Here is a 16,473-nt window from a genome sequence, read left to right as displayed (position 1 = left end):
TGTTTTTTTCCCGAATTTCGTGCAATTTTGGGTGGTTAGTGATTTCTGGACGATTTACAGAAACTCAATGCTTGCTCTAACTGGCGGCTTTTAACAGCCCGCACAATGCAAGAAAGAGGGGGGGCCTTGGTGGCTGGCGGGTAATCCGCAGCGCCGAGGAGCAGGCATTACGCCAGGAGAAGGCAGCAGGGACGCTGCCATCAGGCCGGGTTTGAACAGGGATGTTCAATCCTGGCCGGTCCGTCGGCGAAATGCCGAAAACGAGGGAACCGCCACGCGGCGCGAGGACCGGCCGCCTGCCACCGAGGCCACCCCTTTTTCACCATTCTCATCGCGATAAAGCGATAAAAAAAGCCAAACTACCCACTACAGATTCGTTCATGGCTCGGCTCTGAATTTCATCACATTGTGCGGCAAACTCCTTGCTCCCAGGCTATTTAAAGCGCTGCGAATTGACCGATCGAGGGAGCAGCCAGTCTGTTTTAGGTTTGGTGAGGGGTAGGGGAAAACATCGCCTCCTTGCTTTGTACTGCACTCGTACTCGGCGGCATGGCGTGCCTTAACAAAATTTAATGCTGCGGCGGTTTATCGCCGGGGGAAATCCGGCATCGAGCCTTACCTGTTGCGGGTTGAGGTAGATACTCGCCCGTTCACGCCCCTGGGTGGATTATTAAGTTCTTTTCAGGTTTCCTGTTTTTACTTGTGGCCCTGAGCGGGCGGCGATCATACTGCGCGCAAATGCCCGATTCTGTAAGGAACCTCACCATGTCGCAGTCGCTTTATTCACGCTATGTTGCCGCCCGTGCGGACCACCCTCAGCTTTATGCCCGCGATCTTGCCGCGCTGCTGGAAACCAGCGAAGCACAGCTCGCCGCCGCGCGCGTGGGCCACGATGCCCGCCGTCTGGCCGATGAACCCAAAGCCCTGCTCGGCGCGCTGGCGTCGGTCGGTGAACTGAAGGCGATTACGCGTAACGACTGGGCGGTTCACGAGCAGGTGGGCCATTACGTTAATCAGCAACTGGACGGCCACGCGGGCCTGATCCTCAATCCGGGCGGCATCGATTTACGCCTGTTCCTCAAGCAGTGGCACAGCGCCTTTGTGCTGGAAGAATCTTCCGCACGCGGCGTGCGCCATAGCCTGCAATTCTTCGATGCGCAGGGTGACGCCATCCACAAAGTTTACACCACCGGAAACAGCGATATGGCCGCCTGGCAGCAGCTGATTGCACAGTTTGCCCGCGAGGAGAACCCGGAGCTGGAAGTGGTTGCCGCCCAGAAGCAGGCGTTCGCCACGGAAGTGGACAGCGCGCGGCTGGAAGAAGAGTGGCGCGGCATGACCGACGTGCATCAGTTTTACATGATCCTGCACCGCCATCGTCTCTCTCGCCAGCAGGCGTTTAACAGCGTCAGCGACGATCTGGCCCGCCGGGTCGACAATCAGGCCGTTGAAGCACTGCTTAACCGCGTACAGCAGGACGGCAATCCGATCATGGTGTTTGTGGCGAACCGTGGCGCGGTGCAGATCTTTACCGGTCCGCTGGCGCGCGTTGAGCCGATGCGCGGCTGGCTGAATATTTTCAATCCAGAGTTTACGCTGCACCTGCGCGACAGCGAGATTGCGGAGAGCTGGATCACCCGCAAACCGACGGTTGACGGCGTGGTGACCAGTCTGGAGTTGTACGCTGCCGACGGTACGCAGATTGCGCAGCTGTACGGCGAGCGTAAAGAAGGCCAGCCGGAGCAGTCGCTGTGGCGCGAGCAGTTAGCCGAGTTGGAAGAGTCAGAGGTAACAGTCTGATTTGAGTGTGTGTGAAATAAGGTCTTTTTGAGACCATTTAGCCGCTATCGATGGACGATGGCGGCTTTTTTTTGCCCTGTTTTTGTCGCGCCAGGAATGGCGGGGAGGGGGCTCTCGGTTCCGTCATTTCGCTTACGGATCCGCCCGTACGCGTCAGCGACAAAATCCGATACCGTGCATGCCAAGATGAAAATGTGAAGCGTGAGCCGCGTTATAGTCAGGCCCCAGCGCATTACCAAAGCTGGCACATCCATTGCGCCAGAGTATATGCAGTGCGGCTGACTCGCTGGCAGGCTCTTGCCAGTTTTTCGCTACCCGCAACCAGCGCCCGTTAGCCAGTTGAAAAGCGGTGATATCCCAGGCCTCTGCGGTGGCATGTTCGCTGCGCCGCCCCTGCTCACGATGATAAATATTGCGACAGGCAAAGCTGCCAACATGTTCAATACGCCGCAGCGGGCTTGCTAGCTCCGACTGCTGCAATAATTGGTGACTGCGTGTGACATACATTGTGCTGGCGACGGCCATGGGGCAACTCGCCAGAAAACTGCTGCTCAGTGACACCGGGCCAAATTTGCTGATGCGAATGGGCTGCGCGATAGTGCATTCTCCTTTGGGCTGTGGCTCTTCACGAAAACTGACCAGTCCCTGCGCACTGGCGCGCTGCAATACCGCCAGACAGGCTTGCGGATCGCCTTTCAACTTCTGCAATTTATAACGGGTTATCCAGCCCGGCGGGTCGGTCACATCCAGTGGAATAAAGGGGTTCCACTGTGCAGGAAGATGAGATTTTAACCAGGGAAGGCTCCACCAGGCTGCCAGCGCCAGAAGCGTTATCACGATAAGTACGCGCAAAATAGGTTACCCGTCATGTTGTCAATATAGATAAGTGTAGCTCTACCGTTTTTTTAGCCAGCTGGCTTCCCTGCATTGCCTGGCTGCGTTAACCAGCAATGGAGCGATGAAGCCAGGGGGCATCCGCAGGGCACGGAAGAAAGCCAGAGCCTGGCCATGGATGAATATCTTGCGGGTGGTTTGGCGTTTTTATCGCGATGGGGCGGTGGAATAGGGGCGGCCTCGGTGGCTGGCGGGAGGTCCTCGCGCCGCGTGGCGTTTCCCTCGATTCCGGCATTTCGCCGACGGACCGGCCAGGATTGAACATCCCTGTTCAAACCTGGCCTGATGGCAGCGTCCCTGCTGCCTTCTCCTGGCGTAATGCCTCCACCTCGGCGCTGTGGATTACCCGCCAGCCACCGAGGCCGCTCCTCTTTTCTTGCATTGTGCGGGCTGTTAAAAGCTGCCAGTTATTGGAAACACGGGGTTTCTGTTAAACGACCAGAGAACCTTAACCATCCGCAGGGTGCGGAAAAAAGCCAGAGCCGGGCCATGGATGAATATGTTGTGGGTGGTTTGGCGTTTTTATCGCGATGGGGGCGGTGGAAAAGGGGCGGCCTCGGTGGCTGGCGGCCGGTCCTCGCGCCGCGTGGCGGTGCCCTCGTTTCCGGCGTTCCGCCGACGGATCGGCCAGGATTGAACATCCCTGTTCAAACCCGACCTGATGGCAGCGTCCCTGCTGCCTTCTCCTGGCGTAATGCCTCCACCTCGGCGCTGTGGATTACCCGCCAGCCCCCGAGGCCGCCCCTCTTTTCTTGCACTGTGCGGGCTGTTAGAAACTGCCAGCACAACGTTCCAATCATCCGCAAACGTGGCATAAAGCACGAAAGCCATGTTTCCTCAACAGACAACGCTTAAGCCAAAAGCAGACTGGCTGCTCCCCCGTGCGGGCAATCCACAGCGCTGAACGGAGCGAGGAAGCCAGGTCTGTCTTTCAGACAACGCTTAAGCCAAAAGCAGACTGGTTGCTCCCCCGAGCGGGCAATCCACAGCGCTGAACGGAGCGAGGAAGCCAGGATTCACCCGCATGGACGCGGGGGAAAGTCAGAGCCGGGCCATGGACGGCCCGTCTCTGGCGGTCCGACAGGCTGACGACCGCAGTGAAGGCACCGCGTAGCGGCGCGAGGACCGCCCGACCGGGGGAGCAACCAGGCAGCTGATCCACAGGGCTATCAGTGAAGGCCCGCGCGGGAGAGCAGGCAGTCCGCTGAAGCACGGAGCAACTATGAGGCAACTAGTCGGCTGAAAAACCGAGTGTCTATCGAGCAGCCTAACCAGCATTTCAGGAAACCCACGTATCCTTCCCCGGCACGCTTCTTGCTTAATCACCTGCATCACCATGACCTGTCAGGCCCGCCTATGCCACTCTCCGCACTCAGCTTCGTCCTTGCATCAAAAAAAAGCGAAATCACCTGTCTACAGCAGCTACTGGAAATGGGCAGACTGGTCGGCGCGGTCAGCCAGCTGATCCACGTCCTGCAACGCGAACGCGGCACGGCCAACATCTTTTTATGCTCCCACGGCGAACTCTGGGCAGAACAGCTCAGCGAACGGGCGCTACAGGTGCAGCTGGCGGAACGGGCGGTGGACGATCGACTACAAACGCTCGATCTCAGCGGGCAAAGCATGACGAATGCGCCGCGCCTGTTCAGCCGCATTGCCGCCGTACTCCACAGCCTCAGCACGCTACCGCTGCTGCGCCGCCAGATTCAGGCACAGGAGATTGGCCAGCCGGAGGCCATGCGCCAGTTTAACGACGTGATCCGTACCCATCTGGCACTGATATTCGAAGCGGCCGATATCTCCGGCGATCCGCCCATCTCGCGGGCGCTGCTGGCGATGTTCAGCTTTATGCAGGGGAAAGAGCTGGCGGGGCAGGAGCGCGCGACGGGCGCTGCGGGATTCGCCGCACGGCGCTTCGACGAAGCGGCACAGCAGCAATTGCTGGATCTGATTGAAGGCCAGGAACGCTGTTTGCAAACCTTCAGCGAATTCGCCGACGCCCGCTGCCTGGCGCTGTGGCAGCAGCAGCTTAACGCCGACAGCAGCGAGTTTGAACGCCTTCGCCGTATTGCCTGCACCCGTGCAACACCGGCAGATAACGGCGGAGATACCGCGCTGCGCTGGTTTGAGGTCACCACGGCGCGCATCGACGGCATGAAAGGGGTGGAAGACCTTCTGGAAGATGTGTTGATGGCCTGCTGCCGTCAGCGGATTGATGACGCGCAGGCGTCGCTGGCGATGCAGCAGCAGGACATCGGCGAGATCCCTCCGCATGAACCACACTATTCGGCGCTGATCCCGCCGCAGCTCAGCCGTTCGGTGCTGGAACTGGTTGAGCAGCAGTCCCGCCAGCTACAGGCGATGGATACCGAGCTGGCCGGGTTACGCGCCACGCTGGCCGAACGCAAACTGGTGGAGCGAGCCAAAGGGTTGCTGATGCAGCATCACGGCATGACCGAACCGCAGGCACATAAAATCCTGCGCGATATGGCGATGAACCAGAACCGTAAGCTGTCGGACGTCGCCGAAGCGATGCTCGCCATGTCGGCGGTGTTGGGTAAAAAGAGCAACTAATACTAAAGGAGTAGTTGCACTATTGGTGTGCCATTGCGCTGTGCAACGCGTGCCGCTGCGGTGCAGTGAAACCCCAGGTGTGGACAGATAATGAGCTAACCGACTGATTTTTCGATGAGCCATGAAGTTGGCATACAAGCTGCATTGTTATTAACCATAACGACTAAGCCAACGGCGGTTTAGTCAGAGTTACGGATAAAGGCGTCCGTCAGCGTTCAGGAAACTGAGCGCTGACAGGACGCTTTTTTTTTGCTCATTTTTCAACATTACAGGAAGCCGCAATGACGCAAGACGACAAAAAAATGCCCGCGCAGTTCTCCCGCCGCCGCTTTATCGCCAGCAGTGCGGCGCTGGGCGGCAGCCTGCTGGTGCCGGGCCTGATGAACAGCGTCTGGGCGGCCGGTTCCGATGCGCCTGAGAAGAAAGCGATCCGCGTCGGCTTTATCCCGCTGACCGACTGTTCCTCGGTGGTGATGGCGGCGGTGAAGAAGTTTGACGAGAAGTACGGCATCAAAATCATTCCCAGCAAGGAGTCGAGCTGGGCATCGGTGCGCGACAAGCTGGTTTCCGGCGAACTGGACGCCGCGCACGTGCTGTACGGGCTGGTGTACGGCCTGCAGCTGGGCGTCTCCGGCCCGCAGCATGATATGGCGATGCTGATGACGCTGAACAATAACGGCCAGGCGATCACCCTGTCGAATCAGTTGAAGCAGGCGGGCGTCAGCGATGCCGCCTCGCTGAAGAAGGTGGTCGATGCCAGCGCCAAAGGCACCTACACCTTTGCGCAAACCTTCCCGACCGGCACCCACGCCATGTGGCTCTATTACTGGCTGGCGAATGCCGGTATCCACCCGTTTAACGACGTGCGCAACGTGGTGGTGCCGCCGCCGCAGATGGTGGTGAACATGAAAATCGGCAACATGAGCGGCTTTTGCGTGGGCGAACCGTGGAATCAGCGCGCCATTCAGGACGATATCGGCTTCACCGCCGTCACCACGCAGGAGATCTGGCCGGATCACCCGGAAAAAATTCTCGGCACCACCGCATCCTGGGTTGATGCCAATCCGAATGCCGCCCGCGCGCTGACCGCTGCGGTGCTGGATGCCTCGCGCTGGATTGACACCTCGGACGCCAATCGCATTGAAACCGCCCAGGTAGTAGCGGCTCGCGCGTACATCAACACCCCGGTGGAAACCATCCAGGGGCGGATGCTTGGCGACTATCAGAACGGGCTGGGCAAAACGTGGCAGGACGCCCACGCCATGCGCTTCTTCAACGACGGCGCGGTCAACTACCCGTACCTCTCCGACGGCATGTGGTTCCTCACTCAGCACAGGCGCTGGGGGCTGCTGGACCATGACCCGGACTATCTGGCGGTGGCGAAAAAAATTAACCGCACCGATATCTACAAACAGGCGGCCAGCGCGGTCGGCGGCATCAACCTGCCGTCCAGTGAGATGCGCAGCAGCACGCTGATCGACGGGAAAGTCTGGGACGGCAGTAACCCTGCCGACTACGCCAACAGTTTTGCTATGAAACGCTAAGAGAGGTCGCCGATGTCCGCCAATGTTAAAACCAAAACCGTCGAGCCGCTCGAAGCGACGAGCGCAGAAATTGTTTCCATAAATCCGGCCGCGCTGCATGCGGCACCACCGGTAACTGCGGTGAAAGCGCCGTCCGCCATATCGCTGCGAGTGATGCTGCGCGGAGCACTGCAAAAAGCCCTTCCGGCATTGCTGGGGGCGATAGTGCTGATTGCGATCTGGCAGATTGCCGCCATCGGCAGCAAAGGATTTCCCACCCCGTTGAAAACCTGGGAAGCGGCGAAGGTGATTTTCGCCGATCCGTTTTACGTCGCCGGGCCTAACGACATGGGCATCGGCTGGAACGTGTTGGCCTCGTTGAAGCGTGTGGCGATGGGCTTCGGGCTGGCGGCGCTGATCGGCATTCCCGCCGGTTTCCTGATCGGCCGTTTCAGCTTTATCGCCAGCATGCTTAACCCGATTATTTCGCTGCTGCGTCCGGTCAGCCCGCTGGCGTGGCTGCCGATTGGCCTGCTGCTGTTCCAGCGTGCCGAACCGGCCTCGGCGTGGACCATCTTTATCTGCTCGATCTGGCCGATGATCCTCAACACCGCCGAAGGGGTAACGCGTATTCCGCAGGACTACCTCAACGTGGCGCGGGTGCTCAAGCTTAGCGAATTCACCGTGATGCGCAAAATCCTGTTCCCCGCCGTGCTGCCCTACATCCTTACCGGCGTGCGCCTGTCGATTGGCATTGCGTGGCTGGTGATCGTTGCCGCCGAAATGCTGACCGGCGGCGTCGGCATCGGCTTCTGGATCTGGAACGAGTGGAACAACCTCAACGTGGAAAACATCATCATCGCCATCCTGCTGATTGGGGCGGTGGGCATGGTGCTGGAGCAGGGGCTGATGGCCATTGCTCGCCGCTTCAGTTACGACAACCGTTAGGAGCCTGAGATAAAAAACGACAAAGCCATTATCCGCGTGCAGAACCTCAGCCAGAGCTTCCCAACGGCCAAAGGTCCGTTCCTGGCGCTGGACAACGTCAGCTTCGATATCGCGCAGGGCGAAACGGTCAGCCTGATCGGCCACTCCGGCTGCGGTAAATCCACGCTGCTGAATCTGATCGCCGGGCTGAGCCGCCCGACCGAAGGGGTGCTGCTGTGCGATAACCAGGAAATTACCGGCCCCGGACCGGAGCGCGGGGTGGTGTTCCAGAACCATTCGCTGCTGCCGTGGCTGACCAGTTTTGACAACGTGGCGCTGGCGGTCAATCAGGTGTTCAGCGGCTCGATGAGCAAAAGCGAAATGCACGACTGGATTAACCACAACCTCGAACTGGTGCATATGGCGCACGCCGCTGACAAACGTCCGGGTGAGATTTCCGGCGGTATGAAGCAGCGGGTGGGCATCGCCCGCGCGCTGGCGATGAAGCCGAAAGTGCTGCTGATGGATGAGCCTTTCGGTGCGCTCGATGCGCTGACCCGCGCTCACCTGCAGGATGCGGTAATGGAGATCCAGGCACGGCTGAACACCACCATCGTGCTCATCACCCACGATGTTGATGAAGCCGTACTGCTTTCCGACCGGGTGATGATGATGACCAACGGACCGGCGGCAAAAGTGGGTGAAGTGCTGCAGGTTGAGCTGGCGCGGCCACGCTCGCGGCTGGCGCTGGCTAACGATCCGTTGTTCCATCAGTACCGTCAGCAGGTGCTGCAGTTCCTGTATGAAAAACACCGGGCGGTGGCCTGATTTATCAGGCGGGATACGCGCAATGAAGAAACTCACCCTGATCGTAGTCGGTAACGGTATGGCGGGCGCGCGGCTGGTGGAACGGCTGTGCGAACGCGCACCGGAGCGTTTCCACATCCAGATCGTTGGCGAGGAGCGGCAGCCGGCCTATAACCGCATCCAGCTGACCCCGGTGCTGTCCGGTGAGAAAGGCTTTGACGATATCATCACCCATGACGCGCCGTGGTATGCGGCGCGCGGCGTGACGCTTATCGCCGGTGCGCCGGTCACGGCAATCGACCGCGATGCGCGCCGGATCAGCATCGGCGACCGGACGCTGGCCTATGACCATCTGGTGCTGGCTACCGGCTCGCGGGCGTTTATGCCGCCGCTGCCGGGCAACGATCTGTGCGGAATCCACGGCTTTCGCGATATGCGGGATGTGGAAAACATTCTCAGCGGTGAGGTTGCCGGGCAGCCTGCTGTGGTGATTGGCGGCGGCGTGCTGGGCGTGGAAGCTGCCGCCGCGCTGGCGCTACGCGGAATGCAGGTCAGCCTGCTGCACCGTGGGCCGCATCTGATGGATGCTCAACTGGATGCACATACCGCTGAGCTGCTGCGGCTCAGCCTGGCGACACGTGGCATCACTTCCGTGTTACAGGCGCAGACCGCCGCTTATCTCGCAGACCACTCCGGCTGCGTAAAGGCGGTGGCGCTGCGTGACGAACGTGAAATCCCGGCGCGGCGCGTGGTGGTGGCCGCCGGGGTACGGCCCGAGATCGCCCTGGCGCGGTCTGCCGGGCTGGCCTGCGATCGCGGTATTCTGGTCAACGATCGGCTGTACACCTCCGACCCCGATATTTCTGCCATCGGCGAATGCTGCCAGCAGGGGCAGCTGACCGTCGGGCTGGTTGCGCCGTGCTGGCAGCAGGCAGAAGCGCTGGCCGCCCGTTTGCTGGCTGACCCCATCGCCGACCCTATCGCCGCCCGCATCGCTGACCCCATCGACGCCCCCGTTCCTGCCGCCGTCAGCCCGACGCTGGCGGTGCGCCTGAAGGTGACCGGCATCGATCTGTTCTGCGCCGGTGAGCTGCACGGCGGCGAGAACGCACAGATCCACAGCGCCTCCGATCCGTTCGACGGGCATTACCGCCGCCTGCTGCTGCGCGATAACCGGCTGGCCGGCGTGGTGCTGTGGGGTGACATCAGCGACGGCCCGGACTATCTGTCCCGCATCAACCAGACCTCTTTTTCGCAGACGCCACCGAGCGTCTTCAGCCCCGGCGATGCGCCTGCCGATTCCGGCCCGTCGCCCGTTAAATCAGAAAAGTTGCCCGTTGAGGCAACGAGGAGCAAAGCAATGTCGAAACCCGTATTAGTGATGGCCGGACACGGCATGGTCGGCCACCATTTTCTGCAGCAGCTGGTGGAACGCGAGCTGCATCTTCACTATCAGGTGATTGTGTTTGCGGAAGAGAAAGCCCCGGCCTACGACCGGGTGCATCTCTCCGAGTATTTCTCCGGCCGCAGCGCGGAATCGCTGTCAATGGTGGAAGATGGCTTCTTTGAGTCGAGCGGGATTGAGCTGCGGCTGGGCCACTGCATCGGCCATATCGACACCCGCCACCGTTTTGTTGTTGATCATCAGGGCCGGCAGACCGCATACGATGTGCTGGTGCTGGCCACCGGTTCCTATCCGTTTGTACCGCCGATCCCCGGGAACGATGCGCCGGGCTGCCTGGTGTACCGCACGCTGGACGATCTGGCAGCGATCCAGGCCTGTGCCGCCAAGGGGAAAACCGGCGTGGTGGTCGGCGGCGGCCTGCTGGGGCTGGAAGCGGCCAATGCGCTGAAGCACCTCGGCCTGCAAACCCACGTGGTAGAGTTCGCGCCCCGGCTGATGGGCGTGCAGCTGGACGAAGGCGGGGCGGCGATGCTGCGGCGCAAAATTGAAGCGCTGGACGTGCAGGTGCATACCGGGAAAGAAACCCGCGCCATCGTCGCAGGGGAAACCGGTGGCTATCGCATGGAGTTCGCCGACGGCGGCCATCTGGATACCGATCTGGTGCTGTTCTCCGCCGGTATCCGCCCGCGGGATCAGCTGGCAAGAGAGTGCGGTCTGGAGGTCGGGCCACGCGGCGGGATTGTGATTAACGATAGCTGTCGCACCTCCGATCCGGCGATTTTTGCCATCGGCGAATGCGCGCTGTGGAACGGGCAGATTTTCGGCCTGGTCGCACCCGGCTACCAGATGGCGCGTACCCTGGCCGATACGCTGGCCGGGAGTGAAGTTGCCTTTAAGGGCGCGGATATGAGTACCAAACTCAAGCTGCTGGGCGTAGAAGTGGCCTCGGTGGGCGACGCCCATGGTCGCACGCCGGGCAGTCAGAGCTACAGCTGGGTAGACGGCCCAGGTGAAGTGTATAAAAAAATCGTGGTGTCAGAGGACAAAAAGCGTCTGCTTGGCGCGGTGCTGGTCGGCGACAGCAGTGAATACAGCACGCTGCTGCAAATGATGCTCAACGACATGCCGCTGCCCGCCAGCCCGGAAATGCTGATTCTGCCTGCCAGTTCCGGCGCGGCACCGCAGTCGCTGGGCGTGGCGGCGCTGCCCGACGGTGCGCAAATCTGTTCCTGCCACAACGTCAGCAAATCGGATATCTGTGACGCGGTGAAGGGCGGCTGCGGTGATATGGCGGCGGTTAAAGCCTGCACCAAAGCGGCAACCGGCTGCGGCGGCTGCGCGGCGCTGACCAAACAGGTGATGGAGTTTGCGCTGACCGAAATGGGCGTGGAGGTGAAAAAGGACATCTGCGAGCACTTTGCTTTTTCGCGGCAGGAAATCTATCACCTGGTGCGTGCGGGCAATATCCGCAGCTTTGAAGAGCTGATCCACAAGCACGGACAGGGCAGCGGCTGCGAAATCTGCAAGCCGCTGGCCGGATCGATCCTCGCCTCCTGCTGGAACGACTACCTGCTCAAGCCGCAGCATCTGCCATTGCAGGACACTAACGACCGCTACTTTGCCAACATCCAGAAGGACGGCACCTATTCGGTGGTGCCGCGTATTCCGGCCGGTGAAATCACCCCGGACGGGCTGATTGCCATCGGTCAGGTGGCTAAACGCTACAACCTTTACACCAAAATCACCGGCGGGCAGCGGTTGGATCTGTTCGGCGCGCGGCTGGAACAGCTGCCGGAAATCTGGCAGCAGCTGGTGGACGCCGGGTTTGAAACCGGCCATGCCTACGGCAAATCGCTGCGCACGGTGAAATCCTGCGTGGGCTCCAACTGGTGCCGCTACGGCGTGCAGGACTCTACCGGTCTGGCCCTGCGGCTGGAGAACCGCTACAAGGGGCTGCGTTCACCGCACAAAATCAAAATGGCCGTTTCCGGCTGCACCCGCGAATGTGCCGAAGCGCAGAGCAAGGATGTCGGGGTGATCGCCACCGAAAAGGGCTGGAACCTGTACGTCTGCGGCAACGGCGGCATGAAGCCGCGTCACGCCGATTTGCTGGCGCAGGATATGAGCACTGACGATCTGATCCGCACCGTGGATCGCTTCCTGATGTTCTACGTGCGGACCGCCGACCGGCTGCAGCGCACCAGCACCTGGATGGACAATCTGGAGGGCGGTCTGGACTACCTGCGCCAGGTGGTGCTGGAAGACAGCCTGCACATCGGGGCAGAGCTGGAAAGCGAGATGGATGCGGTGGTCGGCACCTACCAGTGCGAGTGGCAAACCACGCTGGCCGAGCCGGATCGGCTGGCGCTGTTCCGTCCGTTTGTTAACAGCGCCGAACCGGATGAAGCGGTGGTGATGGTTACCGAACGCCAGCAGATCCGTCCGGCAACCTCGCAGGAGCGCGCAGAGCATCCTGCAAGCGTGGTGGCTCCGACGGTGAGTGCAGTACAGGGCTGGGTGGATCTTTGCGATGTGCAGGCGATCCCGGCCAATGCGGGGATGGCAGCGCGGCTGGCCAACCGGCAGATTGCGCTGTTCCACCTGCCGACGCATCCGCAGCAGGTTTTTGCCCTGAGCAATCACGAGCCGGACAGCGATGCCAATGTGCTGTCGCGCGGGCTGCTGGGCGATGTGAAAGGGGAGCCGGTGGTGATTTCACCGCTCTACAAGCAGCGTTTCCGCCTGCAGGACGGTCGCAGCGTGGATGACGGCCAGCTGGCGCTCAGCGTCTGGCCGGTTAAGGTGGAAAACGGCCGCGTCTGGGTGCAGGAACAGCCGGTCGCGGCGGCGGTGAAAACGGCGGAAATCATAGCGACGGTCAGCTTATGAAATCGACGCCAGCAGCACCGACGCTAACCACCTGCGCCTACTGCGGCGTTGGGTGCGGCGTCAGCATGCAGCCGCAGGGCGATGCGTTCAGCGCCAGCGGGATAAAAACCCATCCGGCCAACCTCGGGCGGCTGTGCGTGAAGGGCAGCGCGCTGGGGGAAACGCTGGGCTTGCAGGGGCGGCTGCTACAGCCGGAGATCGATCGCCAGCCGGTCAGCTGGGCGCAGGCGCTGGGCGCGGTAGCGGAGCGGCTGCGGGCGATTATCAGTGAATACGGTCCGCAGTCGGTAGCGTTTTACGGCTCCGGCCAGCTGCTGACCGAGGATTACTACGTTGCCAATAAGCTGATGAAGGGCTTTATCGGCGCGGGAAATATGGATACCAATTCGCGGCTGTGCATGGCCTCCGCCGTGGTGGGCTATAAGCGTGCGTTCGGTGCCGATGCGGTGCCGTGCCGCTATCAGGACCTGGAACAGGCCGACTGCGTGCTGTTAACCGGTTCGAACACCGCGTGGGCGCATCCGGTGGTCTACCAGCGGCTGGCGCAGGCCAAAAAAGATCGACCGGAGATGCGGATTATCGTGATCGATCCGCGCCAGACCGCCACCTGTGACATCGCCGATATGCATCTGGCGCTGCGCCCCGGCAGCGACGCCGCGCTGTTCTGCGGCGTATTAAATGCAATGACGGAGTGCGGCAGACTGGATAGTGATTTTCTCCAGCTGCACACGCTGGGGGCAGCAGAAACGCTGCGGGCGGCGAGTGAATGGACGCTGGCGCGCACGGCAGAATTCTGCGGCCTGGCGGAGGAACAGCTGCGGACCTTTTACCGGCTGATCGGCGGCAGTGAACGACTGGTGACGCTCTATTCGATGGGCATCAACCAGTCCAGCTCCGGGGTGGACAAATGCAACGCCATCATTAATCTGCATCTGGCCACCGGGCAGATCGGGCGCGAGGGCTGCGGGCCGTTTTCGATAACCGGTCAGCCAAATGCGATGGGCGGGCGCGAAGTCGGCGGACTGGCGAATCAGCTGGCCTGCCATATGGGTTTTACGCCGGAGGATATCAGCCGGGTAGGGCGCTTCTGGGGCAGCGATAGCGTCAGCCAATCCGCCGGACTGAACGCGGTAGATCTGTTCCGGGCGGTGGAAGAAGGGCGGATCAAAGCGGTCTGGATTATGGGCACCAATCCGCTGGTATCGCTGCCGGATGCAGACCGGGTGCGGGCCGGACTGGCGCGCTGCCCGCTGGTGATTGTTTCCGATATTATGCGCGACACCGATACCACCCGCGCTGCCCATATCTGCCTGCCCGCGCTGGGCTGGGGTGAAAAAAACGGCACGGTGACCAACTCCGAGCGCTGTATTTCGCGCCAGCGGGCTTTTTTGCCTGCTCCCGGTGAGGCAAAACCGGACTGGTGGATCCTCAGTCAGGTGGCGCAGCGGCTGGGGTTTACCGACGCCTTCGCGTATCAGCATCCGGCGGAGATCTTTCGTGAACACGCGGCGCTCTCCGGCTTTGAGAATCAGGGTTCGCGGGCGTTTGATATCAGCGGCCTGGCGCAGTTGTCGAATGCGGAGTGAGACGGGTTGCAGCCGATACAGTGGCCGGTCAACGCGTCTAATCCGCAGGGCACGGCGCGGCTGTTTACCGACAAACGTTTTTACCATCCCGATGGCAAAGCCCGGCTGATCGCCGTGACGCCGCGCCTGCCGCTCAACGCACCGAGCGAAGCTTATCCGCTGGTGATGAATACCGGACGGGTGCGTGACCAGTGGCACACGATGACCCGCACCGGCAAGTCGGCGCGGCTGATGCAGCACCTCAGTGAACCGTTTTGCCAGTTTCATCCCGATGATGCGCCGCAGATCCGCACCGGCGATCTGCTGCGCGTGTCCTCGTCACACGGCTGGCTGCTGCTGCGCGCGCAGCCGGACCCGCTGCAACCGCGCGGCAGCGTATTTGTGCCGATGCACTGGAACAGTAACTTCAGCCAGCAGGCGCGGGTGGATGCGCTGATTGAGGCGCACGTCGATCCGCTCTCCGGGCAGCCGGAAAGCAAACATATGCCGGTCAGCCTGCGCCGCTGGCGTGCCGCGTGGCAGGCGGAACTGTTTGTACGCGGCGAAAATAACGTGCCGCCGCTGACGCCGTACTGGAGCCGGATTACCCAGTCGGGCATCGCACACTTTACCCTGGCAGACTCTTCGCGACCGGAAGACTGGCTGGTATGGCTGAGTGAGCAGTACCCCTCCGCTGGCCTGATTTACCAGACCGCCGATCTGGGCGACGACGGTTTCAGCCTGCTGGCCTGGTGCGAGGGGAAACTACAGCTGGCGTTTTACGCCCGTCGCAGGGCACCGTCCGTGGACCGTCAGGCGGTAGTGGCGGCCTTCAGTGCACCGCCGCAAACCGCACCACAGCGGCTGGCGCTGCTGGCCGGTCGCGCCGGAAGCGATAAAGCGCCGACCGGTGCCATCATCTGTAGCTGCTTTTCCGTCGGAGAAATCCCGATTGCGGATGCCGTACGCCAGGGCTGCCGCAGCGTGCAGCAGCTGGGCGACGCACTCAAATGCGGTACCAACTGCGGCTCCTGCATTCCCGAACTCAAAAAAATCATTGCCGCTCAGCTCAGTACGCTGACGGCGGGAGAGGTCAAATGAACACACTTCAACAGGCGTTACGGATGCAGCAGATGGCAACGATTCTGGCGGCGGGCGATCGGCAGCAGCCGGTGCGCGCTGGCGAAGTCTGGCTGGTTGGTGCGGGGCCGGGCGACGCTGAGCTGCTGACCCTCAAGGCGCTGCGGGCGATCCAGCAGGCGGACGTGGTGGTGTTTGACAGGCTGGTTTCCGCGCCGGTGATGGCGCTGATCCCCGATGAAGCGCTGCGCATTGACGTCGGTAAATCGATGCGCGATCACACTCTCGGCCAGGATGAGATTAACCAGCTGCTGGTCAGTCTGGCGCTGAGAGGTCACCGCGTGGTGCGGCTGAAAGGCGGCGATCCCTTTGTGTTTGGTCGCGGCGGCGAGGAAATGGCGCACTGCCAGCGGCACGGCGTGGCATGCCATATCGTGCCCGGTATTACGGCGGCGATGGGCTGCGCGGCCGCCAGCGGTATTCCCTTAACCCACCGCGATCTGGCGCAGTCGGTGCGCTTTGTCACCGGCCACGGCGCGCAGGGCGAGCCGGACGTTGACTGGGCGGCGCTGGCCTCGGCGCGGCAGACGCTGGTGTTTTACATGGGCATTACCCACAGTGACCACATCAGCCAGCGGCTGGTGGCGCACGGGCTGCCTGCGAGTACGCCGGCGGCGGTGATCGAACGCGGCACTCAGCCGGAACAGCGGGTGCTGACCGCCACGCTGGATTCGCTGGCGCACATTATCGCCCGTGAAAAGGTTAAAACGCCTGCACTGTTAATCATCGGCGAGGTAGTGAAAATGTACCGGGGCGATAACGACCGCAGCGGCAGCGCGAGTAAGTCCGGTGCCGAAAATCAGTCCGAAAGCGCCGCTCTCACGGTAAGTTAAAGCCGGGCGATGGTGAACCGCGTTTTTGCCCTCAGCACAGCGGCTGCCGGGGGCCAGCCATAATTCCAACGCACCAGCATTAAATTTCGTTAAGGTTCCGGCGTGCCTCATCACGC

Annotated in this window: 8 protein-coding genes and 1 pseudogene; 8 read left to right on the top strand and 1 reads right to left on the bottom strand. The window is 61.4% G+C overall.

Going from position 1 to position 16,473, the window contains the following annotated elements:
• The first annotated feature begins 765 nt into the window (after positions 1-765).
• Positions 766-1,800 (top strand): hemin-degrading factor, encoded by a 1,035-nt coding sequence (locus tag OMR58_RS10745; RefSeq protein WP_264545893.1) that lies wholly within the window; start codon positions 766-768, stop codon positions 1,798-1,800.
• Positions 1,801-1,953: 153 nt separating this feature from the next.
• On the opposite strand, the gene OMR58_RS10740 is transcribed toward OMR58_RS10745, so the two are convergent.
• Positions 1,954-2,652: an extensin-like domain-containing protein gene (locus OMR58_RS10740; RefSeq protein ID WP_264545892.1), complete on the bottom strand. Its 699-nt coding sequence runs from the start codon at positions 2,650-2,652 to the stop codon at positions 1,954-1,956.
• Between the two features lie 1,398 nt (positions 2,653-4,050).
• On the opposite strand from OMR58_RS10740, the gene OMR58_RS10735 reads away from it, so the two are divergent.
• The 7 genes and pseudogenes from OMR58_RS10735 to cobA all read left to right on the top strand — a co-directional run bounded on the left by OMR58_RS10735 (position 4,051) and on the right by cobA (position 16,357).
• Positions 4,051-5,268: a nitrate regulatory protein gene (locus OMR58_RS10735; RefSeq protein WP_264545891.1), complete on the top strand. Its 1,218-nt coding sequence runs from the start codon at positions 4,051-4,053 to the stop codon at positions 5,266-5,268.
• Positions 5,269-5,549: 281 nt separating this feature from the next.
• A complete protein-coding gene (locus OMR58_RS10730; RefSeq protein WP_264545890.1) occupies positions 5,550-6,812 on the top strand; it encodes a CmpA/NrtA family ABC transporter substrate-binding protein in 1,263 nt (420 codons plus the stop codon).
• A gap of 12 nt (positions 6,813-6,824) precedes the next feature.
• Positions 6,825-7,739, top strand: a complete 915-nt coding sequence (gene ntrB, locus OMR58_RS10725) for a nitrate ABC transporter permease (protein WP_264545889.1) — start codon at positions 6,825-6,827, stop codon at positions 7,737-7,739.
• A 9-nt stretch (positions 7,740-7,748) separates the two neighbouring features.
• Positions 7,749-8,546 carry an ABC transporter ATP-binding protein gene (locus OMR58_RS10720; RefSeq protein ID WP_264546048.1) on the top strand — a complete coding sequence of 266 codons (798 nt, stop codon included), beginning with the start codon at positions 7,749-7,751 and terminating at the stop codon, positions 8,544-8,546.
• A 22-nt stretch (positions 8,547-8,568) separates the two neighbouring features.
• Positions 8,569-12,819, top strand: coding sequence for a nitrite reductase large subunit NirB (nirB, locus tag OMR58_RS10715; RefSeq protein WP_264545888.1), 4,251 nt, complete (start codon positions 8,569-8,571; stop codon positions 12,817-12,819).
• Positions 12,816-15,485, top strand: a pseudogene (locus tag OMR58_RS10710) (nitrate reductase). The gene nirB and the pseudogene OMR58_RS10710 overlap by 4 nt, the downstream one beginning before the upstream one ends.
• Before the next feature lie 23 nt (positions 15,486-15,508).
• Entirely contained in the window at positions 15,509-16,357 is an 849-nt protein-coding gene (gene cobA / locus OMR58_RS10705) for a uroporphyrinogen-III C-methyltransferase (RefSeq protein WP_444861314.1), read from the top strand.
• Positions 16,358-16,473 lie beyond the last annotated feature (116 nt).

Source organism: Erwinia sp. INIA01, from assembly GCF_025947915.1.
GTDB classification, from domain to species: domain Bacteria; phylum Pseudomonadota; class Gammaproteobacteria; order Enterobacterales; family Enterobacteriaceae; genus Erwinia; species Erwinia coffeiphila.
This window is presented reverse-complemented; position numbering and strand designations above follow the sequence as displayed.